Source organism: Psychroflexus montanilacus, from assembly GCF_020164535.1.
In the GTDB taxonomy this organism is placed as follows: Bacteria; Bacteroidota; Bacteroidia; order Flavobacteriales; family Flavobacteriaceae; genus Psychroflexus; species Psychroflexus montanilacus.
The window spans coordinates 323137-348679 of the sequence record NZ_JAIQZC010000003.1 but is presented as its reverse complement, the minus strand read 5'-3'; the positions used below and the strand labels follow the sequence as shown (position 1 = coordinate 348679).

The window sequence follows — 25543 nt, the reverse complement described above, 5'->3', positions numbered from 1 at the left end:
TGTTTAAAAAAATAAAACCTAAAATTAGCACTTAATTAATACTTAAGTTTGATATTTATTAAAATACTTAACAAATGAGTTTTAAAACTGTTCTTGTACTAAGTATAATCTTAGGAGTTATGGCTTGTAAAACAAATCAAAAGAACCTAGAAAATGTAGAGTCTGTAAGTGAATCCACAACAATTTGTCCTGAGGATGGAAACTGTACTTTTGAAATCTTCAACAATTCATCTCTGGAAATTAAAAAAGATGGCATAGATGCACTTTACCCTGAGGTAAAAGAAGGAGATCATAAAGTCTTAAAATTTGAATATAAACGTACTCAGGATCCCAGAATAGCAGACGATGGATATAGGGAAGTGATCTATTTGGAAATAAGCTCTAATACTAAAAACCTTCACTTAGAAGATCAGGATTTAAAACAGGCAAAGGTATTCTTTGGTAGACTTTGCTTTTGTGGAGATCAGGCCGGATACTTCCCAGTTGAAAAAGGGCGTCTAAAAGTAAGTACGAATAAAGATAAAACTGTTAGCTACAGCTTAGATTTTGAAATTTCAAAAGTCCCTCAAAAAATAAAAAGCTTTTCAATCACTAAGTAATGTTTTTTCTATACGATTGCTATCTGACTTATCCCTAAACTCAATTGAGTTGTTATTAAATCATTAAGCTTAGCTAGAAGTATATTTTTTACGCAACTTTTACGAGATGGCCTATCTATAGAATAAAAGACAAACCTTATGAAATCACTTCTATTATCAACTGCATTAATTTTCATTTCACTTCAATTTTTGTATTCCCAAGAAAATAAAGAATCTCTATTTAGTTATGGTCTAAAAGCTGGTGTTAGTGACTATAGTTTTTCATCGGACAAGGTCAGCTCCACCTCTAATTTTTCATTTTATGCAGGGGGTTTTGCATATTATAAGCTTTCCAACACCAGCAACATTCAGGCTGAACTCTTGTTTGAAAGTTATGGCATCAAAGACGAAAGTTTCTTTTCTACTGATACGAATCTTGTTCAACTGAGCCTTCCAGTATTTATGAAATTTGAAGCCAAACCTAATCTCTTTTTTAATCTTGGAGGATTTGTAGGCTATCACCTGGATGTAAATACAAAGTCTAACGGGAGATCAACAATGGATTTTATTAAAGACTGGAATGCTGGACTGTTAGCTGGTATCGAATATCATATCTACAAAGGATTTTCCTTAGAAGCACGTTACAATTATGGCCTTATAGACCTACAAAATGGTCCTGAATTTTCTTTTGATATCATAACAGATTTAGATGAAATTAAAACCAGAGGCTTATTTTTTGGGATTAATTTTCAATTTTAATTAAATACTTCAGTACTCATCTCATTCCAGACGCTGATGGAAGTTAACCTAAAGACTTTAAGCTGAATGTCGAAAACCGTTTAGGTCAAGAGCAATGAATTCATAAGATATCAACCGCTCAAACCTCTAAAATTCAATAAGTAAGTAAAAGCAATTGAAATGAAATCCCAATTCAATAAAAAAACTATTTTTGTGATTTCAAATTAACGTTATGTCTTTAAAGAAAGCTTCCCTCCTTATTCTCCTTATTTTGGTGATCGACCAGGTCTCCAAGATTTATATCAAAACTAACTTTATGCTGGGCGAAGAAGTCGATGTGCTGGGTTGGTTTCGTATTCTCTTTGTAGAAAATGACGGTATGGCCTGGGGAGCGAAGATTCCTGGTTCTTACGGTAAGATTCTTCTAACTTCGTTTAGAATTGTTGCCATCGGACTCATCAGCTACTGGTTGTGGGACACAATTAGAAAAAAATCTCCTAAAATATTAATCATTTCAGTGTCTTTGATTCTGGCTGGTGCCATCGGTAATATCATCGATTCTGTATTTTACGGGGTGATTTTCGATTCCAGTTTAGGAAACATTGCTACCCTTTTTGCAGAAGAGCCTTACGGTGAATTACTAAAAGGCAAGGTTGTCGATATGCTTTACTTCCCACTGTATAACGATACCTTACCCAACTGGATTCCAATTTGGGGCGGCGAACGCTTTGTGTTTTTTGAGCCAGTGTTTAATGTAGCCGATACTGCCATCAGTACAGGATTTGGACTATTGGTAGTCTTCAATAAAAAAGCATTTCCTAAAAAGGAATCTTAAAGCTTTTTAGGATGCACCTTTAGTAAAAGCTCATAGGCTTTTATCTTATCCTCAGCAGTAATGGGATAAGGCGCCAGATTTTTTAAGTAAACGATATGTTTTGATGTTGTAAAGATTTCCTTTTGAAATCCCATAGCTGGAATCGCAACAGTCTCAGAGGATGTCTCGGTTCCATCAAAGATCTCAATCACCACATTGGCCTCTCCAGGCCAAACGCAAGTCACTTTTTCTGGACATCGGCCATCACTTTCTACGCTTTTAAATGTGAGTATATACTCATCAACTTCTACCTGGTCCAACACGTTAAGTTTGGTAATGATCTCGGGCACCTGAACTTTTTCTTTAGGAGTGTTGTCATTTTCTGCTGAATTTTGAGCCGTTAAACTCAATGATAACGATAGTAAGCTTATGATAAAAAAGTGAAATTTCATGATCCGTCCGGGTTAGATATTGAAAACTAAAAGTAATAGAAATAATGTCAAAACAATTATGATTTGATTCTAAAAGCAGTTCAATCATTTGAAAAGGTATAGTTCTAAAATATCAACATTCTGTTTACCTTCCTGTTTTCTTAAGGCTTAAGATTTAAAAAATGTTTCGACAAAAGATAGATTAAAAGTAAATACTACCCCAAACCGACATCCAAGGTCATCATCACCACAAAACCACCAATGAAACCGAGTGTAGCCAAGTCGATATTACGATCTTGCTGAGATTCTGGCACCACCTCTTCAATGACTACAAAAATCATGGCTCCAGCAGCAAAGCATAGCGCATAAGGTAAAATCGGTTCGAAAGTTAAAACTGCCCAGGCGCCAAGAACGGCAGCAAAAGGTTCTACGATGGCCGATAAATGTCCGTAATTAAAGCTTTTCCAGCGGGAAAGTCCCAGGCCACGCAATGGCATGGCTACTGCAAAACCTTCGGGAAAATTTTGTAAGCCTATCCCAATGGCCAGAGCTACCGCACCACCAATACTCGCTCCTTCCAGACCCGCAGCTGCTCCGCCAAACAGCACGCCAACTGCCAATCCTTCCGGGATATTGTGTAAGGTTATAGCCAGGGTAAGTAAAACCGATTTATGCCATTTGGTCTTGACTCCTTCCTTTCTGCTTTCTTTAAAATTGACGTGTAAATGGGGTAAGACTTTGTCCAGTCCAAAAATGAAAAGTGCTCCCAATACAAAACCCACCACAGCAGGAATCACCTTTATAAAACCCTCACCATCGCTCATTTCTATGCCTGGTGCCAGTAAACTCCAGAAACTTGCCGCTACCATCACACCGCCAGTGAAACCCAGCATTGTATCAAATAGTTTCCTGTTCATCGTTTTGAAGAAAAAGACCAGAGAAGCTCCAAGTCCTGTGACAACCCAGGTGAATATAGTAGCGATAAGAGCTGCCATGACGGGGTCTTGAGCTTCAAAAAAAGAGATAAGATTCTCCATAGTTAGATTTTTATATAAATGTTTACCGTAACCATCGTTGACACTCTTAGACTTCTATCACCAATCTGAATTAGCATGGAACCGTCAAATTCTTCTTTGTCTAAAACTTCAATGGTTTTACCAAGGGCGATATCATTTTTATCCAGGTATTTCAAAAATTCTGATGAAGTGTCTTTTACACCAACCAAAGTTCCTTTTTCTCCCTTAGACAAATTGGATAACAAGGTTTTGTTGGCCGCCTGAAAGTTGCCTTTGGCATCTGGAATAGGATCGCCGTGTGGATCTCGCTTAGGGTAATCCAAAAACTTATCCAGTTCTGAAATCAATTTTTCGGACTTGATGTGTTCCAACTCTTCTGCCACTTCATGCACCTCATCCCATGAAAAATCCAACTTTTCCACCAAAAACACCTCCCATAATCTGTGTTTCCTTACGATCTGAAGCGCTGTCTGGCGGCCTGCCTCAGATAAATAAACCCCCTGGTATTTTTTATAAACTACGAGTTTCTTATCCGATAGCTTTTTGACCATGTCTGTAACAGAAGAAGCTTTGGTCTGCATTTCCTCTGCCAAGGCATTAGTGCTCACACCAGCTTTGGAATGTTTCTGCAAATGAAAAATGGCTTTCAGATAATTTTCTTCAGATAAGGAAAACATAAGTCAATTTTAAGTTGAACAAAAGTAATGTTTTTATTTAATCTTATAAAATATTTAGTTGTATATATTTTATTTTTTAGCTTTGTCTAAAATTATATTACGGACTTATGAAACATAGTATTTGGATCATCTTATTTTTGATAAGTGTGGAGGCTCATTCACAGTCAGGTATATTAAAAGGAAAAGTGGTTTTTGAGAGTGAATCTAATGCATCTGCTACTGTTCAAATCACTGAAAAGAATGATTATGTTGTAGTGGATGAAAATGGTGAGTTTTCAGTTCGGGATATACCAGCTGGGACTTACTCCTTAAAAGTGATTGCTCTAGGATATCAGGATGCTTTTAAAACCGTAACTATCAAACCTGGTGAAACAACCACAATCAATTTTCAACTTCAACCTAAAAACAACACCTTAGATGAAGTCGTTATCATCGACAGGCAAACAGGTTTAAATTCAAAAACACCTTACAATTATACCCCTGTGAGCATGGGACGTATTGAGAATAAAAGCAGTCCATCTGGGGTTATGGGTGTTTTGAGAGAAGTGCCTGGGGTCTATGGTGCTGAATTTGGTCAGGGTATTGTTAAGCCCTTTATTCGCGGTCTTGGTTTTAGCCGTGTAGCCACAATTTTTCAGGGCAACAAACTGGAAAACCAACAGTGGGGAGCCGATCATGGCCTTGGTGTGAATGATCTTGGCGTAAAAAACATAGACGTCGTGAAAGGACCTGCTTCAGTGCTTTATGGATCTGGAGCCTTAGGGGGAGTTATTCTGATTCAGGATGATGAGTTTTATAAAACCTCCAGAGAACTTTCTGGAAATATAGGCACAACTTTCAACTCGGTTTCCAACGGATTGAGAACCTATGGATCTGCTGGTCAAAAATTTGATAACGATCTTTTCTTTGGCATTGAACTGGCTTACGAAAATCACGCAGATTATAAGTCGGGCGATGGAGATATCATCGGCAACAGCAGATTCAATATGAGTAGTGCCAGAGTTCATGTGGGAGTTGATAAAGAAAATTTTGATAATAAATTATCGGTTTCCTATTCTCGACAAAACCTTGGCATCATTGGGGATGATGAGCTGGAAAATTCTAATGCGACCACTAGAAACGATCGAGATATGCAACTCCCGTTTCAGGAAGTGACTGATGTATTAGTCTCTTACAATCAGCGCATCGATCATGGAAAATTTGAGTCTGTTTTTCACATCTCTCATCATTTCAATGATCGGAAGGAAATAGAAGAAGACTTCAGCTTGGTGGACCTTGGGCTTAATCAAAATAACACTTTCTACAATGCAAGAATCAATTTTGAAACTGGTCGCTTCACGCACAACCTTGGTTTACAGGGGAATTTCCTAAGGAATGAAAATCAAACTAACGTCCAGGAGATTTTAATTCCAAATGCCAATTATGCAGAAAATGGTGCTTACTATATGGTCAATTGGGACTGGAAGTCTTACTTCATACAGGCTGCTTTAAGATATGATTATCGCCATGTGAACGCAGATGCAAGCGACGAACAATTTATAGATGCTGGATTTATTTTACCTGGCGAACCAGATAGCAGGACTTTAGTTTCAAATTTTGGCGGGATTACAGGTTCTTTGGGGGTTACAAAAAGCTTAAGCAAAACTCAGAAACTAAAAGCTAACTTTTCCACTGGATACCGTTCACCAGATTTAGCAGAACTCTACTCGTTTGGCCAGCATCCAGGCACCAATAGATTTGAAATTGGAAACGCCAATTTTGAACGCGAGCAAAGTTTGCAACTGGACCTTAATTACTCCTTAACTTTAGACAGGTTTAGATTGGATTGGTCGGTTTTTGGGAGTCAGGTCGATAATTTTATCTTTTTTGCAGATACAGGTGAAGTCCAGCCAAAATCAAGACTTCAGATTTGGGAGTATCAGCAGGTCGAAGCAGAGCTCTACGGTAGTGAAGTCAATTTGCAGTACGTTGCTTTACAAAATCGTAATCTAAGGTTCAATCTTGGCGCCGCATTGGTAAGAGGAAACAACAAAGATTTTGATGAGCCTCTTACATTTATTCCTCCAGACAATTTCAATTTTGAAGTAAATTATGGATTTGGTCAGCTTCAAAACACATCATTGTTTTCAAGACTTAGAGGGTTGGTCAAGCAGGATCGACCAGGTTTTAATGAAGAAGAAACCGCTGGATTTACCTTGCTGGATATAGGTCTAAATAAAACCTTTAGAATAGGAAACAAAAGCCAACTGGAAGCTTCTGCCTCCTTTCAAAACCTGCTCAACGAAACTTACGTAGATCATTTATCGATTTTGAGAGCCTTTAACATTCCAAGCCCCGGCAGGAATTTCATGCTTAACGTAAGGTATAAGTTTTAAAGGTTTTTAAAGCTCGTTATCACTCTACGTAACTATCTTTGGAATATATTTGTAACTAGTATTCTATGGAAGTTTCTTTAACCACACCTGCACTACTTTTTCCTGCAATTTCACTTTTGCTTTTGGCGTATACCAACAGGTTCTTAACCATAGCGGGGCTAATAAGAAATCTGCATCAGAAGTACCAGGATCATCCAGATACAGACATCAAGGCTCAGATTTCTAATTTGAAAAAACGGGTAACCTTGATTAAAAACATGCAGTTATTTGGCATTGTTTCACTACTGCTCTGCGTTGTAAGCATGTTTGCCATCTACGAAACATGGCAAACCGTAGGCAGCATCATTTTTGGCGTTTCCCTTGTCTTATTAATGATTTCCTTGATCTTATCTATTATAGAAATTCAAATTAGCGTCAAAGCCTTGAACATTCAGCTGAAAAATATCGAAAACGACTAGATATCGTCATAATCTACTACCACTTTAGCCGAAGTCGGTTGCGCCTGACACGTTAACACCAGTCCTTCTTCCAACTCATCATCGGTAAGGATTTGGTTTTTTCGCATCTCCACCGTGCCTTCCTTGATTTTGGCTACACAAGAACTGCAAATTCCACCCTGGCAGGAATGTGGCGCATCAATATCTTTCGCCAAAATAGCATCTAGCAGCACATCATTCTGATCCATAGACAACTCAAATTCCTCATCGTCAACGATAACCGTTAATGCAGTTTTACCGTCAGTGTCTGCTTCAATGCTGCCTTCAGATTGAGAATAGAACAATTCATACTTAATCTTACTCTCGTCAATTTCAGCAGCGATTAAACTATCGGTCACCGCATCGATCATAGGCTCAGGGCCACAGAGGTAGAATTCAGAAAAGTCAATCCCTTCATATTTATTTTTGAGAACATAATTCACGGTTGATCTTTCTATCCTTCCAAACCTTGAATTGTCTTCTTTGGCTTCGCTATAAACGAATTCTGGGAAAAATCGCTTTGGATACTCTTTTTGTATGCTTAATAATTCCTGAAGAAAAATCGTTTGCTCTGGGGATTTATTGCCATAAACCAAAACGAATTTTGCTGTTTCAGACTGAGACAAGAGTGTGCGAATCATCGACATGATAGGTGTGATACCACTCCCTGCTGCAAAAGCACAAAATACATTTCCATTCAATTGCTGAGGTAACAAAAATTTCCCTTCAGCTGGATGAACTTCAAAGGTATCGCCAACTTCCAAAATAGAATTGGCATAATTAGAAAATTTTCCTTCAGGAATTGCCTTTACTACAATACCCAAATCTTTTCCTTCTTCAGAAGAAATTGAATAAGAGCGCCTCACGTCCTCGCCATCAATTTTGGTTTCAAGGGTTAAGTATTGCCCAGCTTTAAATGTATATTCTGAAGCTAATTCAGAAGGAACATCAAAGATGATATTCACAGCTTTATCTGTTTGTCGATTGATTTCTTTGATAGAAAGTGTATGAAATTGAGTCATTGATTTTTTATTTATTGGCTAAAAATACAATCCTGTCAGAATTAGCATTCACATTGAACAATATTTTAATGTGGATTTAAGTTTTTATCCATACTTACACTTTTTCAGACTACATTTGATTTACTTAAATTTTAAACTTTTATGACTCTAAACGCTTTTCGATTCACATTACTTTTTATCGGCTTTGTAACAGTTTCATCTGCTCAAAATCCTGCAAAACTAACCCAAAACTGGACGGTCAATAAAGTTGAGTTTCACAAAATCATAGGGGATTCTTTAGAACTGATTTTGGAAGATTATCAAAAATCCGTGGAACTGGATTCTGTATGGAGAAGTCGATTGGCAGACCAGAGTTATTCCAAGCGTATAGAAACCATCATAAAAGATAGCTTGGATTCCAAAACCCATGTTACAGAAGTTTCTACCGAGGTACTCAAAGAGAGGTTAGCCATTTTGAACGCCAAAACACCTTTCAATATTGAATACAATGAAAGCCTGGAAAGCGTCATAGGTTATTTTCTAAAACGTGAAAAACAAGGAACGGAACGCGTAATGGGCTTAAGCAAATTTTACTTCCCCATGTTTGAAGCAACTTTAGACAAGCATGATGTTCCATTGGAAATGAAATATCTTGCTCTTGTAGAATCTGCATTAAATCCCAGAGCTAAATCAAGAGTTGGTGCAACAGGCTTGTGGCAGTTTATGTATTCTACAGGGAAAATGTACGATTTGGATGTAAGTAGTTACGTAGATGAGCGTATGGACCCAGTAGCTTCTACCGATGCTGCTGCCAAATACCTGAAGTCGCTTTATACAATGTTCAACGACTGGGATTTGGCATTGGCAGCCTACAATTCTGGCCCTGGAAATGTTTCAAAAGCCATTCGCAGAAGCGGAGGCGAGACCAATTACTGGAAATTGAGACGCTATCTACCGAGGGAAACTGCTGGGTATGTTCCTTCATTTCAGGCTATGCTTTATTTGTACGAATATGCTGATGAACACGGCTTCCAGCCAGAACGCCCGAAATCCACTTATTTTGGCACAGATACTATCAAGGTAAAGCAACTCATCACTTTGGATCAAGTGGCAGAAGTGACGCAAACAGATAAAGAGGTATTGGAATTTCTCAATCCCAGCTATAAGTTAGGAATCATTCCTTTTGAAAAAGACAAGTCTTACTACATTCGTCTGCCTTACGCAAAATCTGGCCTTTTTGTGGCCAATGAAGACAACATCTATGGATATGCTGAAACACAGATTGCCAAATCTGAAGAACCTCTTCCGAAAAATTTAAAAGCTGACGATAAAATAAATTATTACGTCAAGTCTGGAGATTATTTGGGCAGAATAGCAGAGAAATTTGGCGTTGGTGTAAGCCAAATCAGATCCTGGAACAATCTGAGGGGAAACAATCTAAAAATTGGCCAACGGCTTATCATTTATCCAAGAAATGTGAATGCGGTTGTGCAGACCGAATCAAAACCAAAACAGCCATCAACAAAAAGCTCTTCCAGTAAAAGTAGTGAGTTTTACAAAGTAAAGCCAGGGGATTCTCTTTGGACCATTTCCAAAAAATACCCAGACCTGAGTATTGAAGATTTAAAATCACTTAACCAACTTAAAAGCAATCAACTAAAGCCTGGCATGAAGCTGAAAGTTTCAAAAGGCTAGAAAAATGCCCTAAGCTGCACACTACCAGTGTGTATAGCGCTTAAGTTTTCACTTTTTCTGCCAAAATAGGTCAGGTTAAGATCCAGAAAATCTGTAATTTTCTTTTGTAAAAAAAGTGACCAGGTGAAGTTGTCGTTGGGCAATAAACCTTCCAGCATTTGATAGGCAACAGGAGAAAACGTACTGCCTTCAAATTTATTTTGAATGTAATTTACTTCCCCATTGATGCTATATTTCTGAGCATCATTAAGTGTAAAAGACAAACCAAAAGTTTGCTGGTCTAGAGCTTCGGCCTCTCCGATTTGATTTTCTTTGGAGGCCAATTCATAAAACATATCCAAACGCTTATCTCCCAGCAAATAGGTTATTTTTGGATTTATAGTAAAGCCTTCTATGTCAAAGTTTCTATTCTCAAATTGATCCGAAAAACTTTCTGAAGAATTCAAATCCTGGGTTAAGGTTAACAACCAGCTTTCCTGAAACTTGTGTATAAATTTCAGTTCATGCAAAAGATTTGAGTTTTCCTGAAGTCCAAGTAAACTCAAATTTTTGGTGGTGTTCTGAGTGAAATTATAGGAGGTCGTAAATTTTTGAAGGCTTCTATTGAAAAACAATATATTTCTAAAAGTCGTGTTCTCTCCCAGGACTTCATCTCCGCTACCACCAAAGGGATTTAAACTAAGAGAGTTTCCAACTTTCCTCAGTTTCCTATCAAGCAATAATGAGGTTTGGTTATAAAACCTGGAAGCGATTTTTTTTAGACCAGACTTATTCTGCCAGGTTTGAAAATTCAATGTGAGTTGCTGGCTGAACCTGGTTTGATTGGTTCTTACAAAAATTTGATTGGGTAAAAGAATCCTTACAAAACGACCCTCATCTTGAAATTGAGCAATTTCAAATTCATTCAATTCCTGTACGCCATTTTCATTATAATCTATCCAGGTGTATTGCCCCTGCCCTGGTTCTACTTCCAGATACGTAAACTCCTGTTGAGCTATACTTCCACTATTGGTTTCGTAAGTAGTATTGAGATTCACTAGCCTGTCTAAAAGGTTTTGTGAGTAAGTCACTCTGGAATTCAAGCTTTGCTCATCATCTCGTTGCTCTTCGCTAAACTTCAGGTTCCTTAAATTGGCAAACACTCTTAGTTTCGTTGATTTTGTATTGACCAACTGAGATCTTGCAAAATAGTTACTTGAGGTATTAACGCGTTGCAAATTATTAGCACGCAAACTATCGTTTTCACGGTAACGGTAGCCTAATTCTACATAGACATCTGTAGAGTCACCAACTCCGGAAAAGACTTCATAGCTGGCAAAACGCTGGGTGTTTGGGGTAAATTCATCAGTATCAACTCTCAATTCCTGATTATCTTCCAACTCATAGCGCAAACCCGACCAGAACTTACCAAAATCATAAATCCCGGAAAGATTTGCTCTTGCAAATTTGGAGGTTAAAAAAGAAGATTCGCTGTCCAGATAACTGGCGTTGGCATCGATTCTTAATTTATCCTGAACTTGCCTGGCGTTCATAGAATGCTTCTGGCCTAGAAAATCATTGGTATATTCCAAACGCTGAAAACGGTACTGTGTATTGCTTTGCAGATTGTTCTGATAATCGAAACCGGTATCAAAAAACAACTGATCTCCAGTAGGATTGAATAAATTCCAGTCCCTGGTAAATTCAACATTGTAAAGCCGCTCGATACTCGTGTAGGTATCTTCTATAAAATTTAGGTTTCCAAAAACGTCAAGTCTTTTTTCATCTTCAGATGTATATAATGTCTGATTCACAGAAAGCTGAGCTGCAAGTCCTCGATTATCGCCCTGATCGATTTCTGAAAATAAATTTTCATCGTTATTACTGGCGGCAACTTCAAACTGAACAGTCGTTTTATCTGAAGGAGAATACACACCGTTTAGCATTGCAATCTGTAATTTTGAAGGTGCAAAAAGGCGAACGACAGGTTCAAAATTTCCCTGCGGAATTCCATCTACTGGCGAAACGTATTCATAAATATTGGCAATCGCGTCCTGGCTAGATAAGATATAATTCCCTTGGTTTGGCCCTAAATTGGTGAAACGGACATTGAAGAGTTCGGCTTCGGGGTCGTTGGAAAATACAAAAATGTCTCTGCCATCTCTTAATTCTCTCTCGTATAAAATTCGGTTTTCAGAAAATTCTGCAGGAACTGCACTTGGTGCAAACATGTCATTTTCATCATCTCCTGCATTTTCTAACACGTTGACCTGTTCTTCAGTTAAACTCTGCTGCAAAGGCTGATTTTTTAAATCATTTTCATTGTAAAGGAATCCATTTAGCTGAAGGGATTCCGATCTAAACCTAGACCCGGTAGTCGCTACGATTCTGGAAAAATTCCTGTCGGAAACCTGATATTCCACAACGATTCGCATTTCAGAAGTAATGGGGAAAGTAGAATTAAAAATAATTTCACCAGCATTATAATCGATAAGGTAATCTTCGTTTTCTCCACGCGTCAATTGTCTACCGTTCACAAAAACAGCTTCACTTCCAGAGACGATCAAAACAAAGAGTTCCCCATTTTGTCCCACAAGTTTATAAGGTCCCTGGTTTCCTTCCTGAGCTGTCAATTCACTTCTGGTAAAGACACCTCTCACCAAAGCACCAGCACCGTAAACTTCGGTTTGCCGCTCTTCATTACCCACATCGGCAGACAATAAAAGTCCTTGCACCCGCTTGGTGTAGGAGGCAAAAAAAGATTCATTTTCAATCAAATCTATGTCTCCCGCCCTAATGCGCCATTTTTCGGATTCCAATTCAATAAAAATCTGATCAAACTCGTCTAGTTGCTGTGTGTAGCCTCCAGATTGAGTGGGAGCATTGTCATCCTGTATAGAGGCCCGCAGGGTGACATTTTCGGAAATTTTACCCGAAATCTGTAAGTCAAGTTCTGACCTTACTACTGCGTTTTGGTTATTACCAACGCTTATCGCTCTGGAAATACTTCCACTTGTATTTAAGCCTGAGAAAGGAACAAAATTGCTAGGCTGTCTTTGTTGCTGAAGTTCATAAAGATTATCTGCCTGATTTCCGGTATCCAGAATGAGATTTTCATCCAAAGCTTTATAGGTTTTGGTGAGGAATTCAGGATATTTAAAGTAAGTGACAATCAAACTATCTTCAGTTTCTTTTAAGGTTGAAGAAGGAATGAGTTGAGCATTCGGGAAATTAATAGTGAAAAGTGAGCTTTTCACTTCTACGCTATCAGTCGTTTGAACTTTGAATTGAAAAGGGCTTATACTTACTGGCTCTAGCTGTATGGTATCTTGAATACTAACAGTTCTAGTAGACAATCCAGACTGAGCAAACAGTGAACTTGCTCCACAGCAAAAAAAGACAAATAAGAGATAGCGCCTCATGTGTGTAAAACTAAAGCTTTACAAAAATATTTTATAGCCGTACAAGAAAGTAATTGGAAGTGTGGAAAGTTTATAAAAACACAAAGCCTCGGTTATGAATCCGAGGCTTTGCTAATTAACCAATCTATTATGAAAAACTTCATCCTGAAACAAATATAGAGATATAGTTGTGTTTTCAAAACAATATATTAGCTAAAGTTTTATTAATTTGGAAATTAAAGAATAAACTACTCATTTACAGAGGGTTCCCAGAAGACCGATTTAAAATTTTTTATCTGATAATCTTCAATTTCCAATCCTTCTTCCTCCAAAAGCCGTTTCATTGTGTCCTGCCCAGGAAAATGATGCTTACCTGTCAATACTCCATTGCGGTTGACGACTCTGTGAGCAGGTAAATCACGGTCGAGTTTCACACAATTGTTCATAGCATATCCAACTGTCCTCGAACTTCTGGCTGCTCCTATAGCTTTTGCTATTGCGCCATAGCTAGTGACTTTTCCTTCTGGGATAAGGGCTACAATAGCATATACTTTTTCAAAAAAGTCGGAATTTGCCATACTACATATTATAAAGTCGGATCCAGGTCACAACAATTAGCACAAGCATCAACATAGCCATAAAGTAATTGGAGTACTTCTTAAAAAGCTCTGTCTTCCCATCTATTTTCATAATGAAAATTACGTAAAGGTAAAGTGTCGTTAAGGTTCCCATTGCCGCACTGAAAGCAAAAATCAAATCATTGTAGATGGTAAATTTGATTTGGAAGTTATTGCTTAGCAAAGTTCCAATAAGCACAAAATAAGGAATTGGAAAAATATTGAGTACCGACACCAAAATCCCGGTGAAAAAACTTTTTGTACCTGTTCTTCTTTTGATGTTTTGTTGATTTTTTTTCCGATTGGCCGATAATAAGAAATAAATGAACATTAAGATTAAAATCCCAACTCCCGCCTTTAAAAACATACTTTTCACCTGTGGATTTGAAAAGATATATTTGGAAATTAGAACCGCTAGTAAAGCCTGAAAAAAAACGACAAGAGAAGCACCAAAAGCCATAAATACGCCATTACGCCTTCCTTTTTCTAAACAGGTTTTAGCCACACTCATATTGACTAGTCCAGGAGGAATAACCCCAACAAAAGCTGCTAAAAACGTATAAATGTAAATTTGTAAGTCCTCCAATGGTTATGGCTTAAGTCTAAACTTTAAGTAAGTAATAGATTTCTTCTTGTCTAAGTACTGCTGTTCATAAAAAGTTTGGATACCTACCACTTCTTCGGGAGCCTGGTGGTTCACATAGATATCATGGTGTGCATAAATGATATCATGGCCCAATCCTTCCAATATACCTAAGGTATACCCGTGCATAAATTCACTATCGGTCTTTAAATGAATAAGACCATCTTTGGTCAATATCTTCTTGTATTTATCCAGGAAATCTGGATTGGTCATTCTGTGCTTGGTCCGCTTCCACTTGATTTGAGGATCTGGAAATGTAATCCAGATTTCATCAACTTCACCTTCTGCAAAAACCTGATCCACCAATTCAATCTGGGTTCGTAAGAACCCAACATTAGGCATATCTTCTTCCAAAGCTGTTTTGGCTCCTCTCCAAAACCTGGCGCCTTTTATATCTATCCCTAAAAAATTGGAATCTGGATTTCTCTTGGCTAAACCGACAGTATACTCGCCCTTACCGCATCCCAATTCTAAAATCAATGGGTTATCGTTCTTGAAAAACTCTTGTTTCCACTTGCCCTTATAAGCATATGTTTCATCAACAATTTCAGATCGAGTAGGCTGAACCACATTATCGAAAACCTCATTATCTTTAAACCGCTTTAACTTGTTTTTACTCCCCACTTTTACTGAAATTTTCGTGTAAAATTAACTAAATTTACCAATACACAAAACCAAGTATTTTGGGCTTTCCCTCTCATGTTTTAGTTTCTCCTCTCAATTGGGGGTTGGGTCATGCCAGCAGATGCATTCCTATTATTCAGTATTTTCTGGAACAAGGCTGCAAAGTAAGTATCGCTTCAGATGGGAATGCCCTCCAATTGCTGAAAGACGAGTTTCCAGAACTTGATGTTTTAGAATTGCATTCAACTAAGGTGACGTATTCAACATTTGGTTTTTACTTTTATCTGAAATTGATTCTGCAAGGCTTTGGGCTTCAGAAAAGGGCTTTAAAAGACGAGGATCTGGTTGAAGCTTACGTCGAAAGGCACGGAGTAGACCTTATAGTTTCTGATCATAGATTTGGCACGTATTCCAAAGGTGTAAAATCTGTGATTATCTGTCATCAACTTCAGTTTAAAGCAGGATTGTTTTCTTACAGTTCTTCCTATTTCAATGCTCAACAACTCAACCGCTTTGCTGAAGTCTGGGTTCCAGATACTACTACCTCTCCTAATCTAAGCGGAATTTTAAGTCAATCCAATCGAGTAAAGGTACCTGTGAAAACAATTGGTGTATTAAGCCGCTTTGAGCAATTAAAGCTTGAGAAAACCATAGATTATCTGGCGGTCATTTCTGGCCCGGAACCACTCAGAACTCAATTTGAACAGAAATTGATCAAATCCTTTTCAGCTTTAAAATCAAAAAATAATGTGATCGTTAGAGGTGTTTATGAGCAAGAAAAATTGGAAAACTTACCACACCTCAAGTTTTACAATCATTTAAAATCGGAAGAGCTAAATCAGTTGATTTGTAGCGCCAAGCTTGTTATATGCAGGTCTGGCTATTCTTCTGTCATGGACATGGCAAGTCTGGGCAAAAAGGCCTTTTTTGTGCCTACACCCCATCAGGGTGAGCAGGAATACTTAGCTAAACGTTTAGAACAAAAAAAAATAGCTCCTTATGCATCTCAAGAAAAATTTCAAACTAGTAGTCTAAAAAATGTTGAGTTGTATTCTGGATTTAATTCAGAAGAGATTCGTCGGTTTCCTCTAGAAGAGTTCCGTCAGTCTTTGGAAGGGTAAAGGAGAATTCGCTACCAATACCGTAAACACTGTCTACAAAAACCTGCTCATTGTGGGCTTCAATGATATGTTTGACAATAGAAAGTCCTAGTCCGGAACCTCCTTCACGCCGAGATCCGGTTTTGTCGACTCTAAAAAACCTTTCAAAAAGACGCGGGATATGTTCTTTCTCTATGCCTTCACCATTGTCGGTGACACGCAGCATAACTTTTGATCCTTTTACTTCTTCAAAACTGATTTCTGAAGTTCCTCCTTTTTTTCCATATTTGATAGAATTTACGATAAGGTTGGTAACCACTTGCTGGATTCGTTCTTTATCGCCTTCTACAAAAATGGGATCATATTCTTTATCGAAATTGAGACTAATTTCTTTTTTGGCTGACTTCATTTCCAGCAAGTCAAACACACTTTGCACAAGTTCAACCAGGTCAAAAGTTTCGATATACAGGTTGAGGTCACCTGTCTCCAGCTTGGTAATCATATCGAGGTCCTTCACGATATAAATCAATCGATCAACACCTTTACTCGCTCTGGTCAGGTATTTTTTTCTTACTTTTTTATCTTTTACAGCGCCATCCAAAAGGGTAAGAATATAGCCTTGGACGGTAAATAAGGGAGTTTTAAGTTCGTGAGAAACGTTACCAATAAATTCTTTTCTATAATTTTCTCTAACTTTTAAGGTTTCGATTTCCAGTTTTTTACCTTTAGCAAAGCGCTCCACTTCTTCGGTAAGCGTTTTCATGTCAGATGTAGTTCTTTGCCCACTCAGGGTAGATTGATCGAGGATGGACACACTGTCGTAGATGGATTTGACACGTTTATAAATGAAAAATTCTATCCTTAACTGAATGATAAAAAAGGAAAACGAAAAACAGGCCACTGCAAAAATAAAAATAGAAGTCAAATTGACTTCTAGTTGAATATATTCATAGAGTGCGACTAATCCTGTAAGGAAAAAGGTAATATAAGAAGAGGTTTTAAGCGCAAACTTGTAAGATCTTTTAAACTTTTTACTCATTCATGAACAAACTTATAGCCGACGCCTTTCACGGTTTTGAATTTATCATCGCCCAATTTTTCTCTCAGTTTTCGAATGTGGACATCGATGGTTCTCCCACCTACAACCACTTCATTTCCCCAGACCGTATTCAAAATATCATCTCTTTTGAAGACTTTATTTGGTTCTGAAGTGAGTAAAGATAGCAATTCAAATTCTTTTCTCGGTAAGGTCATCTCAGTTCCTTGGTTAGAAATTTTATACTCATCCCGATTGATGATAATATCTCCTATTTCTACGATGTTCTTTTCAGATGATCCCGATTTAAAGCGTCTCAACAAGGCTTTCACTTTGCTCATTAAGACTTTGGGTTTTACTGGCTTGGTAATGTAATCATCGGCGCCAGCGTCAAATCCTGCTACTTGTGAGTAATCTTCTCCTCTGGCCGTTAAAAAAGTGATGATGGTATTCTCCAGGCCTTTGGTTTCACGAATCTGTTCACAGGCTTCTATCCCGTCCATCTCTGGCATCATCACATCCAAAATCACTAACTGCGGCTTTTTCTTTTTTGCTTTTTTGACGGCTTCCAACCCGTTTTCTGCCGTGACTACTTTATAGCCTTCAGCATTTAAGTTATAACTTAAGATTTCTAAGATATCTGGATCGTCATCCACAACAAGAATAGTGATGTCAGATTTTTTCATGAATTTATCGTTTTGTTTGAAACAAATTTAGGGATTTGAATATTAGCTTAAAGTTAAGAATAGTCACAAAAAAAAAGCTGCTCCATCTGGAGCAGCTTTTGGCTAATATCAAAAAACATTTAAAATTTATAACTGTAACCTAGAGAGAAAGCCCTACCAATTTTTCTTCTTGAAAATACTCTGCTTTCTGAGCCAAAAGACTCGTAGTAACTTCTAATTGTGTCGTTTAAAAGGTTACTAATACCAATATTTACTGAAGAATTTTTTTCTTTGCCGAAAGTTTTTGTGAGCTGAAAGCTAAGGTTGTGGAAAGGCTGAGTAAAAACATCAGGTACTTCTCTAATTCCAACTACTTCTAAAGTTTCACCTTGAACATTATAAAATAAACCAGATTCCCAGCCTTTATCTTTATCATCGTAATTTAAGCTCAAATTTACTAAAAATGGAGATTGACCTTGTAATTGTCTAGTATCATCAATGGTTTGCCCATCTCTGGCAGCACTTCGTCTTGATTCAAATTCTCTTTCAGCCATTTCAACTTCCGAATGAATTACGGAAAGATTCATATTAAAACTAAAGCGTTCTAAAGCAGAAATAAAATCTAATCTCTGTCTTAAGTCTAACTCTGCTCCTAAAACTCTAGCTGACCCAACATTTCTAGGTTCTATGTTATTAGGATTGGTTGGAAAGGAAACCATTTCGATGGGATCGGTCAAATCTTTGTAATATGCACTCAAAGCAATCAGGCCTCCGTTGTCTTGAAAACGCTCGTAACGAACATCAAAATTTTGAATAAAGGATGGCTTAACGTCAATATTACCTACAAAAGTTAAATTGGTAAGAGGATCAAAAATTTGAGCAATAGAAGCTTCTTTGAAGGAAGGTCTTGCTGTTGTCCTAGAGTAGGATAACCTGAAATTAGTTAAATCATCATACTCATAAATAAAATTGGCTGATGGATAAAAACTTGGATCGTCAATCACTGTCTCGTCTTCTAAAACAAGGTCTCCTTGATTGTTCTGACCTGTATAGTTTAATAAGTATTGTTCAAACCTAAGTCCAATAATAGATTTTAATTTATCAGAAATTTTAAATTCTTCCATGGCGAATGCAGCTCTAATTTGAGCTTTAGAATTGAATGTATTAGCAGGCTGGAAATTTCCTCTTATTGAGTATCCTCCACTATTTTCTGATGTCCATAAATTCTCTTCTAGCAAAATATTATTAGGGTCCCCATTAACAGGAGAAGAATTTACGCCCCTTAATGAAATCAAATACTGATCAATAGAGAAATCTCTTTCCTTAAATGTAAAAGCACCACCAAATTTGAATTTAGCTTGTCTATCAAATAGCAAATGCTTGTTGGTGAAATCTATTTTATTTGAGATATTAAACTCATCTAAATTCCTCCAGATTCTTTGCGGTGCACCAGCTGTACTTGGTCTGATAACAAAACCGGTTTCAGTTTCTTCAAAAGGTGTAACTCTTACATCTTTGTCCTCCACCTTTGTGAAACTTGGTGAAACTTTCCATTCAGTTGTCCAAGATGCGTCTTGATTTGTATGCTTTCCTGATAATAATATGTTCGTTAAACCACGCTGGCTGTATTCGATATTATCTCTCTTTACTGTAATATCATCATTGATAAGAGTTCTCCCAGTGAATAAGCCAGCTTTAGCTTCAGAATTTTGAAGATGTAAAATATTAAGTTTATATCTTGAATTACCTTTTTGATAGCTAAGCCCACCCATTAAACTCATTAGGTTATTTCTAATACCTACATCACCTACTTGTGTTCTGTCTGCGATAATTTGATTTTCGCTTGGGTCATTAGGCTTTAGGAAGAAATTTTGCTCAAATCCTTCAAAATAATCTACAGTATTTCTTAATGAAAATGCAGCTTGGTAACCGATTTTAGAATCATTCTCAAGATTAAATTGATTTGCTGTAGAAAGACTCAGATTTGCATTTGCATCACTTGTAGATCGAGTTGCTCCAAGCCTTGGATTAAAAGCTCTGGTAATATCTGTAACACTTACTCCATCAGCATTTGTACCATCTCCTACCGCAGTAGGTATGTCAATGTCAGTAGGTATTGGCAAATCTCTTGTGCCGTCATCAAAACCAAAAAAATCACTAGTTCTTGTTTCACCTGATACAAAATCATTGTTAAAATGCATGGTTGGATTAAATGAGGTGCCAATACTTATCTGGTACTCCTCCTTTGATGAAAAATCTTTAAGATTAATGTCAACGATACCACCTGTAAATTCAGCAGTAAGATCTGCCGAAGCAGTTTTACTTACTACTATATTTTCAAGTAAATTAGATGGAAAAATGTCCATCTGTACTGTGTTTTTATCAGGATCCAGACCAGGTATGTCTATACCATTTAAAAGTGATTTCGTATAACGATCGCCTAATCCTCTAACATAAACATATTTACCGCCTTGTATTGATACTCCAGGAACTCTTTTGACAGCGCTAGCAACATTTGACGCCCCAGAAGTTTGCATACTTTCAGAGGAAAGGCCGTCCATTAATACACCTGATTCTTTTTGCAATCTCAAAACAGACTGCTCTGTATTTCGTCTTGCTGTTGTAGTAACAATGACTTCTTCCAAATTGCCAGCAGCAGAGGTTAAAGTTACATTAACAATAGTAGTATTATTTGGTAACACAGAAACTTCTGTAATTTCTTTAGTTTGGTAACCTACAAATGAAAAAACCAAATCATAGGTTCCTTCTTCAAGATTCAATTCAAAATCACCATCAAAGTCTGATGTTGCACCTTTAGTAGTATTTTTTACAGAAATATTTGCAAATGGGAGGACATCATTCAATTCACCATCAGTAATTGTTCCTCTAATCGTCCCTGATTGAGAATAACAAAAAGAAAATATCAATATGAAGATTCCAGATATAATTATTTTCATTAACCTTTTTTTATAGTAAAAACTCATCCACAATTAAGGGATGAGTCTTTATTAAATTTATAATATTATTTTTTTAAAATTTACCAGACTCTTGAGCTGTGTAAGACCAAGCAAATACACTTAAGTCTGCACCTATTGTAGCATCAGCAGGAGCTGGAAGGACAGTTACAAATTCTGCTGCATCTTCAGTGAATGTTGTAGATCCAGTACCATCAGTAAAAATGTCTTCAAGAGTTGTTCCATCAGGAAGCACTATTTCAAGACCTTCAAATGTTAACAAACCATCAGTATAATTTGCTTCAGAGTCATCTCTGATATTGAAAGTAGCAGTTGGTAATCCGTCTAACATTAAGATGTTTGTCATAGAACCTCTTGCACCATCTCTAAATTGTGCAAATTCTCTACCTCCTGTATTATCATTTTCTTCAGAAGAGTTATCATTGAATACAGTTACGTTTTCAATTGTATAACTGTCCTGGTAAGAACCTTCTGGTCCATCTATTTCGAAAGCATGGTCAGAAACATTAGTTTGGATAATCACCGCGTTAGAAATAGTTCCAGAATAAGCCTGATCTAAATCTAAACCATCATCTCCATGTCCCCATACAATAAGGTTTGAAGAATCTACAGTTCCACCAAACCATTCGATTGCATCATCTAAGTTAGCAACAACTTCAATATTTCTAATGATAGTTCCATTACCTACTCCACCAAGAGTAAGACCATTAATTTCATTACCTTCTCCGATTTCAGCACCACCGTGACGAATTGATATATATTCTAGGTGACCTGAATCATCATTAGGATCATCACCACCATAAAGTCCATATCCAGAGTTTTCTGGAAGACCTTCTATAAGAACTTGATCTACATCACCTCTAAAAGAAGATGGAGCAAGACCTAAAACAATAACACCACCCCAAAGCGATCTATCGTTAACATCAAGGTTCGTTCCTTTAGTCTGACCTACTTCAATATTATCTAGAATAGAAGTAAAAATAATTGGCTCTTCTGGACTACCTACTGCGTTGAGTTTAGCACCAGTATCTATAACTAAGGCTGAAGCTAATGTTTGAGTACCTTCCTCACCTTTAATTATTGTTCCTGGGTCAATTGTTAGGGTAGCGCCTTCATCAACAACAACTTTACCATCAAGAATCCAGATTCTATCGTTTGTCCAGGTGGTGTCTTCAGTTATAAAACCAGAAACAACAACATCTTCTGGAGCTTCAGGATCATCTGGATCTCCAGGCTCTTCATTTGGCGGATCTACAATAGGAGCGTCATCGTCACTTGAACAAGACACCATAAACATTGAAGCAATTACTGCCGCAGATAAAAATAATTTTTTCATTTTAATAAATTTTAATGTTTTTTGATGTCGCAAACTTACGAGCGGAATGCAGCTTCGATGTTATGTAGTTGTTAACAAAAGATGATATGAAGTTTAATAAATTGAGATTTTATTAATGTTGACTTAACCTTAAAATTTATGATCAGACTGTATCTACCTTTAGCTGTGGGTTTATAAAATTCTAAGTTTATATTAAGGTTAATTTGCTTTGCAGGCTAGTCAAAATTTAAAGTTGATCAAATAAATCTTATATTTTTGTATAAACTTTTAATAAAATAATTATGAAAAAAATTACTCTGATGCTTTTTACAGCATTAATTTCGATTTTCTCCTATGCGCAAGGCTTGGAAGATTTCTCAAACTCAAATGCAACTGCAAGTTATTCTGATGGAAGCTTCGTTGGTAACGACGATATTACCTGGTCCTATGTTGCTTCAAGAAACGGTAACAACGACGCAAACAATTCTGGAATTTCTCTACCAGCATTAATGCTAAGAAGAGTTTCAGATGACAGTAAGATTACTTCTGAACCAATTCCAGGCGGGATAGGTGATTTTTCTGTGAAATTATACAAGGGTTTTACAGGGACGGGAAACAGGCAAGTAGAGGTACTTGTAAACGGTATTTCAGTTGGTACTTCTGAACCATTTGATAATTTTGACGAACAAGTCTTTTCTGTAGAAAACATAAACGTTTCTGGAGATGTAGTAATAGAAATAGTAAACATCACTTCAAGACAAGTAATTATAGATGACATTGCATGGACTGGATTTTCGGGAACAGGCACGCCCAACTTAAGTGTAAGCGATGATGTATCAGGTCTATTTTACTTTGAAGGAAATTTTGATGAGATTAATGCTGAAGGTTCATTCACAGCTCAAGGCTTCAATTTAACGGAAGATGTAACTGTTACAGCTCCAGCAGATTTTGAAATTTCATTAACCCCTCAAGCCTCATTTACACAAACGCTATCATTACCTCAAACTGATGGCACCCTTGAATCTACAGAAATTTACGTGAGATTACAAGAAGGGCTTGATGCTGGAAATTATCAAGGCAATGTAGCTTTAAGTGCAGACGGCATAACTGAAGTTTCAGTGGCAACTGGTGAAGTTTTACCTGCTACACCTCAGCTTGATGTTCAAATCATTGCAATATCTGGATTAAACTACGACTTGGGCGAAGGACCTTCACAGGAAGAAAGCTTTGAAGTACAAGGACAATTCCTATTAGAAAGCGTAAGTGTAGATGCCCCTGCCAATTTTGAAGTATCCTTAAATTCAACCAGCGGTTATTCGAGCTCAATTGAAATTCCTGAAACAGGTGGAAACGTTTCTTCATCAGTGTTTGTAAGATTAGCTGAAGGTCTTGCAGAAGGCTCTTATTCTGGTGAATTATCAATTAGCTCCTTAAATGCTGAAACCCAAACAGTAGATTTGAGCGGAAACGTATTTGGAGAAGTGACTAGCGATGTGTTAATCACAGGCGTTTTTGATGGACCTTTACCAGGTGGAACTCCTAAAGTGATTGAACTTTATGTTATAAGAGATATTTCTGACTTAAGTACTTTTGGCGTTGGAAGCGCAAATAATGGTGGTGGAACAGACGGCCAGGAATTTACCTTCCCTGATGTTTCTGCAGTTGCCGGTGAATTCATTTATATTTCTTCTGAAGCACCAAACTTCAATGCTTTTTTTGGATTTGATTCTGATTATGTTTCAAATGTTGCCAACAACAATGGTGATGACGCCGTTGAATTATTTCAAAATGGTGAAGTGATAGATACTTTTGGTGAAATTGAATATGACAGTGCTGGTGATCAAGACTGGCTCTATACTGATGGATGGGCTTACAGAGTAGATAATACTGGTCCAGATGCAAGTACTTTTGTATTAAGCAACTGGTCTTTTAGCGGTGTAGGTGAAAACAGCGATGACACTACCCAAGATTCCGCTACAAATCCATGGCCTATTGGAACATTTACAACAACACTTAGCGCAGGTGAGTTTAGCTTAAACGAAATCAAGTTATACCCAAACCCTGTATCTAATGGAGTACTTAATTTTGAAACCTCTTCAAACGAAGTCCTAAATGTTGAATTTTATAACATGCTAGGTCAGCGAGTTTTGACCTCAAAGGCTTCAAAAAACATTAATGTTTCAAGCCTGAATGCAGGAATTTATCTAGTAAAAATCAACCAGGGTTCTTCCTCACTTACTAAAAAGATTGTTATCGAGTAAGTCTGAATCGGTTCATTTTTTAAAACGTAAGCACCCTACTGTTAGGGTGCTTTTTTATTACTTTTGAATTTCAATTTAGCTCATGAATTCTGATATTTCTTTTAAAATCACTTCTGAAGAGGAGTTTGAACGAACTGCGCTGAAGTTATTTCAGAAACAGTTTATAGAAAACTCTGTGTATAGAGAATTCTGTAGTCATTTAAATATCAAAAGTCAGAAGGTCAAAACCTTAAAAGATATTCCATTTTTACCCATTCAGTTTTTCAAAACTCATGAGGTCAAAACTGGAAACTTTTCACCAGAACTTACTTTTTTAAGCAGTGGAACTACGGGGCAAGTTCAAAGTCAGCATCACGTCAAACGCCTTTCCCTCTATGAAGAAAGTTTTACTCAAGCTTTTGAATATTTCTACGGTAATATAGAGGACTACGTCATTCTGGGATTATTACCCTCTTACCTGGAACGCGAAGGTTCATCATTAATTTATATGGTGGATGATTTTATACAGAAAAGCAACTTCAAAGAAAGCGGATTTTACCTCAACGAACTGGATCAACTGTCTGAAGCACTCATCCGACTAGACAAATCTGGTCATAAAATTTTACTGATTGGGGTTTCCTTTGCTTTGTTGGATTTGGTTGAGAAAAAATCCTTTCAGTTAAGAAATACCATCGTCATGGAAACTGGCGGCATGAAAGGGCGCCGCAAAGAAATGATACGCAAAGAACTTCATGATGTCTTGAGCAAGGGTTTTGGGGTAAAGCATATTCATAGTGAATACGGTATGACAGAGCTTCTATCTCAGGCATATTCCAAAGGAGAAAGCAAATTTGAATGTCCTCCACACATGAAAATACTTATAAGAGACACCGAAGATCCTTTTCATTATTTAGAAAACGGAAAAACAGGAGGAATAAACGTCATTGATTTGGCTAATGTTGATTCCTGTGCCTTTATTGCTACCCAGGATCTGGGCAAGCAGGTCAATAACCAAGCCTTTGAAATTCTTGGCAGATTCGACCAAAGTGATATTCGAGGATGTAACTTGCTTATCCTTTAAAACTAAGCATTTAAAATGCTTTAGACTCGTTAATTTATCCCTAAGAATTCATCTAAAACATCTTCA

Annotated in this window: 21 protein-coding genes; 9 read left to right on the top strand and 12 right to left on the bottom strand. The window is 37.2% G+C overall.

Going from position 1 to position 25543, the window contains the following annotated elements:
• Nucleotides 1–74 precede the first annotated feature (74 nt).
• From LB454_RS10535 to LB454_RS10525, 3 genes are all read left to right on the top strand, one after another.
• A complete protein-coding gene (locus LB454_RS10535; RefSeq protein ID WP_224464629.1) occupies nt 75–599 on the top strand; it encodes a hypothetical protein in 525 nt (174 codons plus the stop codon).
• 138 nt (nt 600–737) lie between these two features.
• Complete coding sequence (locus tag LB454_RS10530) at nt 738–1337, top strand: porin family protein (RefSeq protein WP_224464628.1); 600 nt, start codon at nt 738–740, stop codon at nt 1335–1337.
• Between the two features lie 211 nt (nt 1338–1548).
• Nucleotides 1549–2151 carry a lipoprotein signal peptidase gene (locus LB454_RS10525; RefSeq protein ID WP_224464627.1) on the top strand — a complete coding sequence of 201 codons (603 nt, stop codon included), beginning with the start codon at nt 1549–1551 and terminating at the stop codon, nt 2149–2151.
• Here LB454_RS10525 and LB454_RS10520 read toward each other — a convergent pair.
• The 3 genes from LB454_RS10520 to LB454_RS10510 all read right to left on the bottom strand — a co-directional run bounded on the left by LB454_RS10520 (nt 2148) and on the right by LB454_RS10510 (nt 4254).
• Entirely contained in the window at nt 2148–2582 is a 435-nt protein-coding gene (locus LB454_RS10520) for a hypothetical protein (RefSeq protein WP_224464626.1), read from the bottom strand. The genes LB454_RS10525 and LB454_RS10520 overlap by 4 nt on opposite strands.
• Before the next feature lie 194 nt (nt 2583–2776).
• Nucleotides 2777–3598 carry a ZIP family metal transporter gene (locus LB454_RS10515; RefSeq protein WP_224464625.1) on the bottom strand — a complete coding sequence of 274 codons (822 nt, stop codon included), beginning with the start codon at nt 3596–3598 and terminating at the stop codon, nt 2777–2779.
• Nucleotides 3599–3600: 2 nt separating this feature from the next.
• On the bottom strand, nt 3601–4254 hold the full coding sequence (locus LB454_RS10510) for a metal-dependent transcriptional regulator (RefSeq protein WP_224464624.1): 654 nt from the start codon (nt 4252–4254) through the stop codon (nt 3601–3603).
• Nucleotides 4255–4361: 107 nt separating this feature from the next.
• Between LB454_RS10510 and LB454_RS10505 the strand changes: the two genes are divergently transcribed.
• Both LB454_RS10505 and LB454_RS10500 read left to right on the top strand, forming a co-directional pair.
• Nucleotides 4362–6629 carry a TonB-dependent receptor gene (locus LB454_RS10505; protein ID WP_224464623.1) on the top strand — a complete coding sequence of 756 codons (2268 nt, stop codon included), beginning with the start codon at nt 4362–4364 and terminating at the stop codon, nt 6627–6629.
• Nucleotides 6630–6694: 65 nt separating this feature from the next.
• Nucleotides 6695–7087 carry a DUF2721 domain-containing protein gene (locus tag LB454_RS10500; protein ID WP_224464622.1) on the top strand — a complete coding sequence of 131 codons (393 nt, stop codon included), beginning with the start codon at nt 6695–6697 and terminating at the stop codon, nt 7085–7087.
• Here LB454_RS10500 and LB454_RS10495 read toward each other — a convergent pair.
• Nucleotides 7084–8127: a ferredoxin--NADP reductase gene (locus tag LB454_RS10495; RefSeq protein WP_224464621.1), complete on the bottom strand. Its 1044-nt coding sequence runs from the start codon at nt 8125–8127 to the stop codon at nt 7084–7086. The genes LB454_RS10500 and LB454_RS10495 overlap by 4 nt on opposite strands.
• Nucleotides 8128–8268: 141 nt before the next feature.
• On the opposite strand from LB454_RS10495, the gene LB454_RS10490 reads away from it, so the two are divergent.
• The gene (locus LB454_RS10490; protein WP_224464620.1) at nt 8269–9801 is read left to right on the top strand and encodes a lytic transglycosylase domain-containing protein; all 1533 of its coding nucleotides are present in this window, start codon (nt 8269–8271) and stop codon (nt 9799–9801) included.
• On the opposite strand, the gene LB454_RS10485 is transcribed toward LB454_RS10490, so the two are convergent.
• The 4 genes from LB454_RS10485 to trmB all read right to left on the bottom strand — a co-directional run bounded on the left by LB454_RS10485 (nt 9798) and on the right by trmB (nt 15065).
• Nucleotides 9798–13202: a hypothetical protein gene (locus LB454_RS10485; RefSeq protein WP_224464619.1), complete on the bottom strand. Its 3405-nt coding sequence runs from the start codon at nt 13200–13202 to the stop codon at nt 9798–9800. The genes LB454_RS10490 and LB454_RS10485 overlap by 4 nt on opposite strands.
• 227 nt (nt 13203–13429) lie before the next feature.
• Complete coding sequence (locus LB454_RS10480; RefSeq protein WP_224464618.1) at nt 13430–13759, bottom strand: MGMT family protein; 330 nt, start codon at nt 13757–13759, stop codon at nt 13430–13432.
• 1 nt (nt 13760) lies between these two features.
• Nucleotides 13761–14384, bottom strand: a complete 624-nt coding sequence (locus LB454_RS10475; RefSeq protein ID WP_224464617.1) for a LysE family translocator — start codon at nt 14382–14384, stop codon at nt 13761–13763.
• Nucleotides 14385–14387: 3 nt separating this feature from the next.
• Complete coding sequence (gene trmB / locus LB454_RS10470) at nt 14388–15065, bottom strand: tRNA (guanosine(46)-N7)-methyltransferase TrmB (protein WP_224464616.1); 678 nt, start codon at nt 15063–15065, stop codon at nt 14388–14390.
• Nucleotides 15066–15124: 59 nt separating this feature from the next.
• On the opposite strand from trmB, the gene LB454_RS10465 reads away from it, so the two are divergent.
• Entirely contained in the window at nt 15125–16186 is a 1062-nt protein-coding gene (locus tag LB454_RS10465; protein ID WP_224464615.1) for a glycosyltransferase, read from the top strand.
• Here the strand turns inward: LB454_RS10465 and LB454_RS10460 are convergent.
• The 4 genes from LB454_RS10460 to LB454_RS10445 all read right to left on the bottom strand — a co-directional run bounded on the left by LB454_RS10460 (nt 16125) and on the right by LB454_RS10445 (nt 22177).
• On the bottom strand, nt 16125–17204 hold the full coding sequence (locus LB454_RS10460; RefSeq protein WP_224464614.1) for a sensor histidine kinase: 1080 nt from the start codon (nt 17202–17204) through the stop codon (nt 16125–16127). The two genes, LB454_RS10465 and LB454_RS10460, sit on opposite strands and share 62 nt — an antisense overlap.
• Nucleotides 17201–17887 carry a response regulator transcription factor gene (locus LB454_RS10455; RefSeq protein WP_224464613.1) on the bottom strand — a complete coding sequence of 229 codons (687 nt, stop codon included), beginning with the start codon at nt 17885–17887 and terminating at the stop codon, nt 17201–17203. Before LB454_RS10455 ends, LB454_RS10460 begins: the two co-directional genes overlap by 4 nt.
• A gap of 119 nt (nt 17888–18006) precedes the next feature.
• Nucleotides 18007–20823 (bottom strand): TonB-dependent receptor, encoded by a 2817-nt coding sequence (locus LB454_RS10450; RefSeq protein WP_224464612.1) that lies wholly within the window; start codon nt 20821–20823, stop codon nt 18007–18009.
• A 73-nt stretch (nt 20824–20896) separates the two neighbouring features.
• Nucleotides 20897–22177, bottom strand: a complete 1281-nt coding sequence (locus LB454_RS10445; protein ID WP_224464611.1) for a hypothetical protein — start codon at nt 22175–22177, stop codon at nt 20897–20899.
• Nucleotides 22178–22458: 281 nt separating this feature from the next.
• Here LB454_RS10445 and LB454_RS10440 point away from each other — a divergent pair, with 281 nt between their 5' ends.
• Both LB454_RS10440 and LB454_RS10435 read left to right on the top strand, forming a co-directional pair.
• Nucleotides 22459–24417 carry a T9SS type A sorting domain-containing protein gene (locus LB454_RS10440; RefSeq protein ID WP_224464610.1) on the top strand — a complete coding sequence of 653 codons (1959 nt, stop codon included), beginning with the start codon at nt 22459–22461 and terminating at the stop codon, nt 24415–24417.
• A gap of 82 nt (nt 24418–24499) precedes the next feature.
• Complete coding sequence (locus LB454_RS10435; protein ID WP_224464609.1) at nt 24500–25477, top strand: LuxE/PaaK family acyltransferase; 978 nt, start codon at nt 24500–24502, stop codon at nt 25475–25477.
• Nucleotides 25478–25543 lie beyond the last annotated feature (66 nt).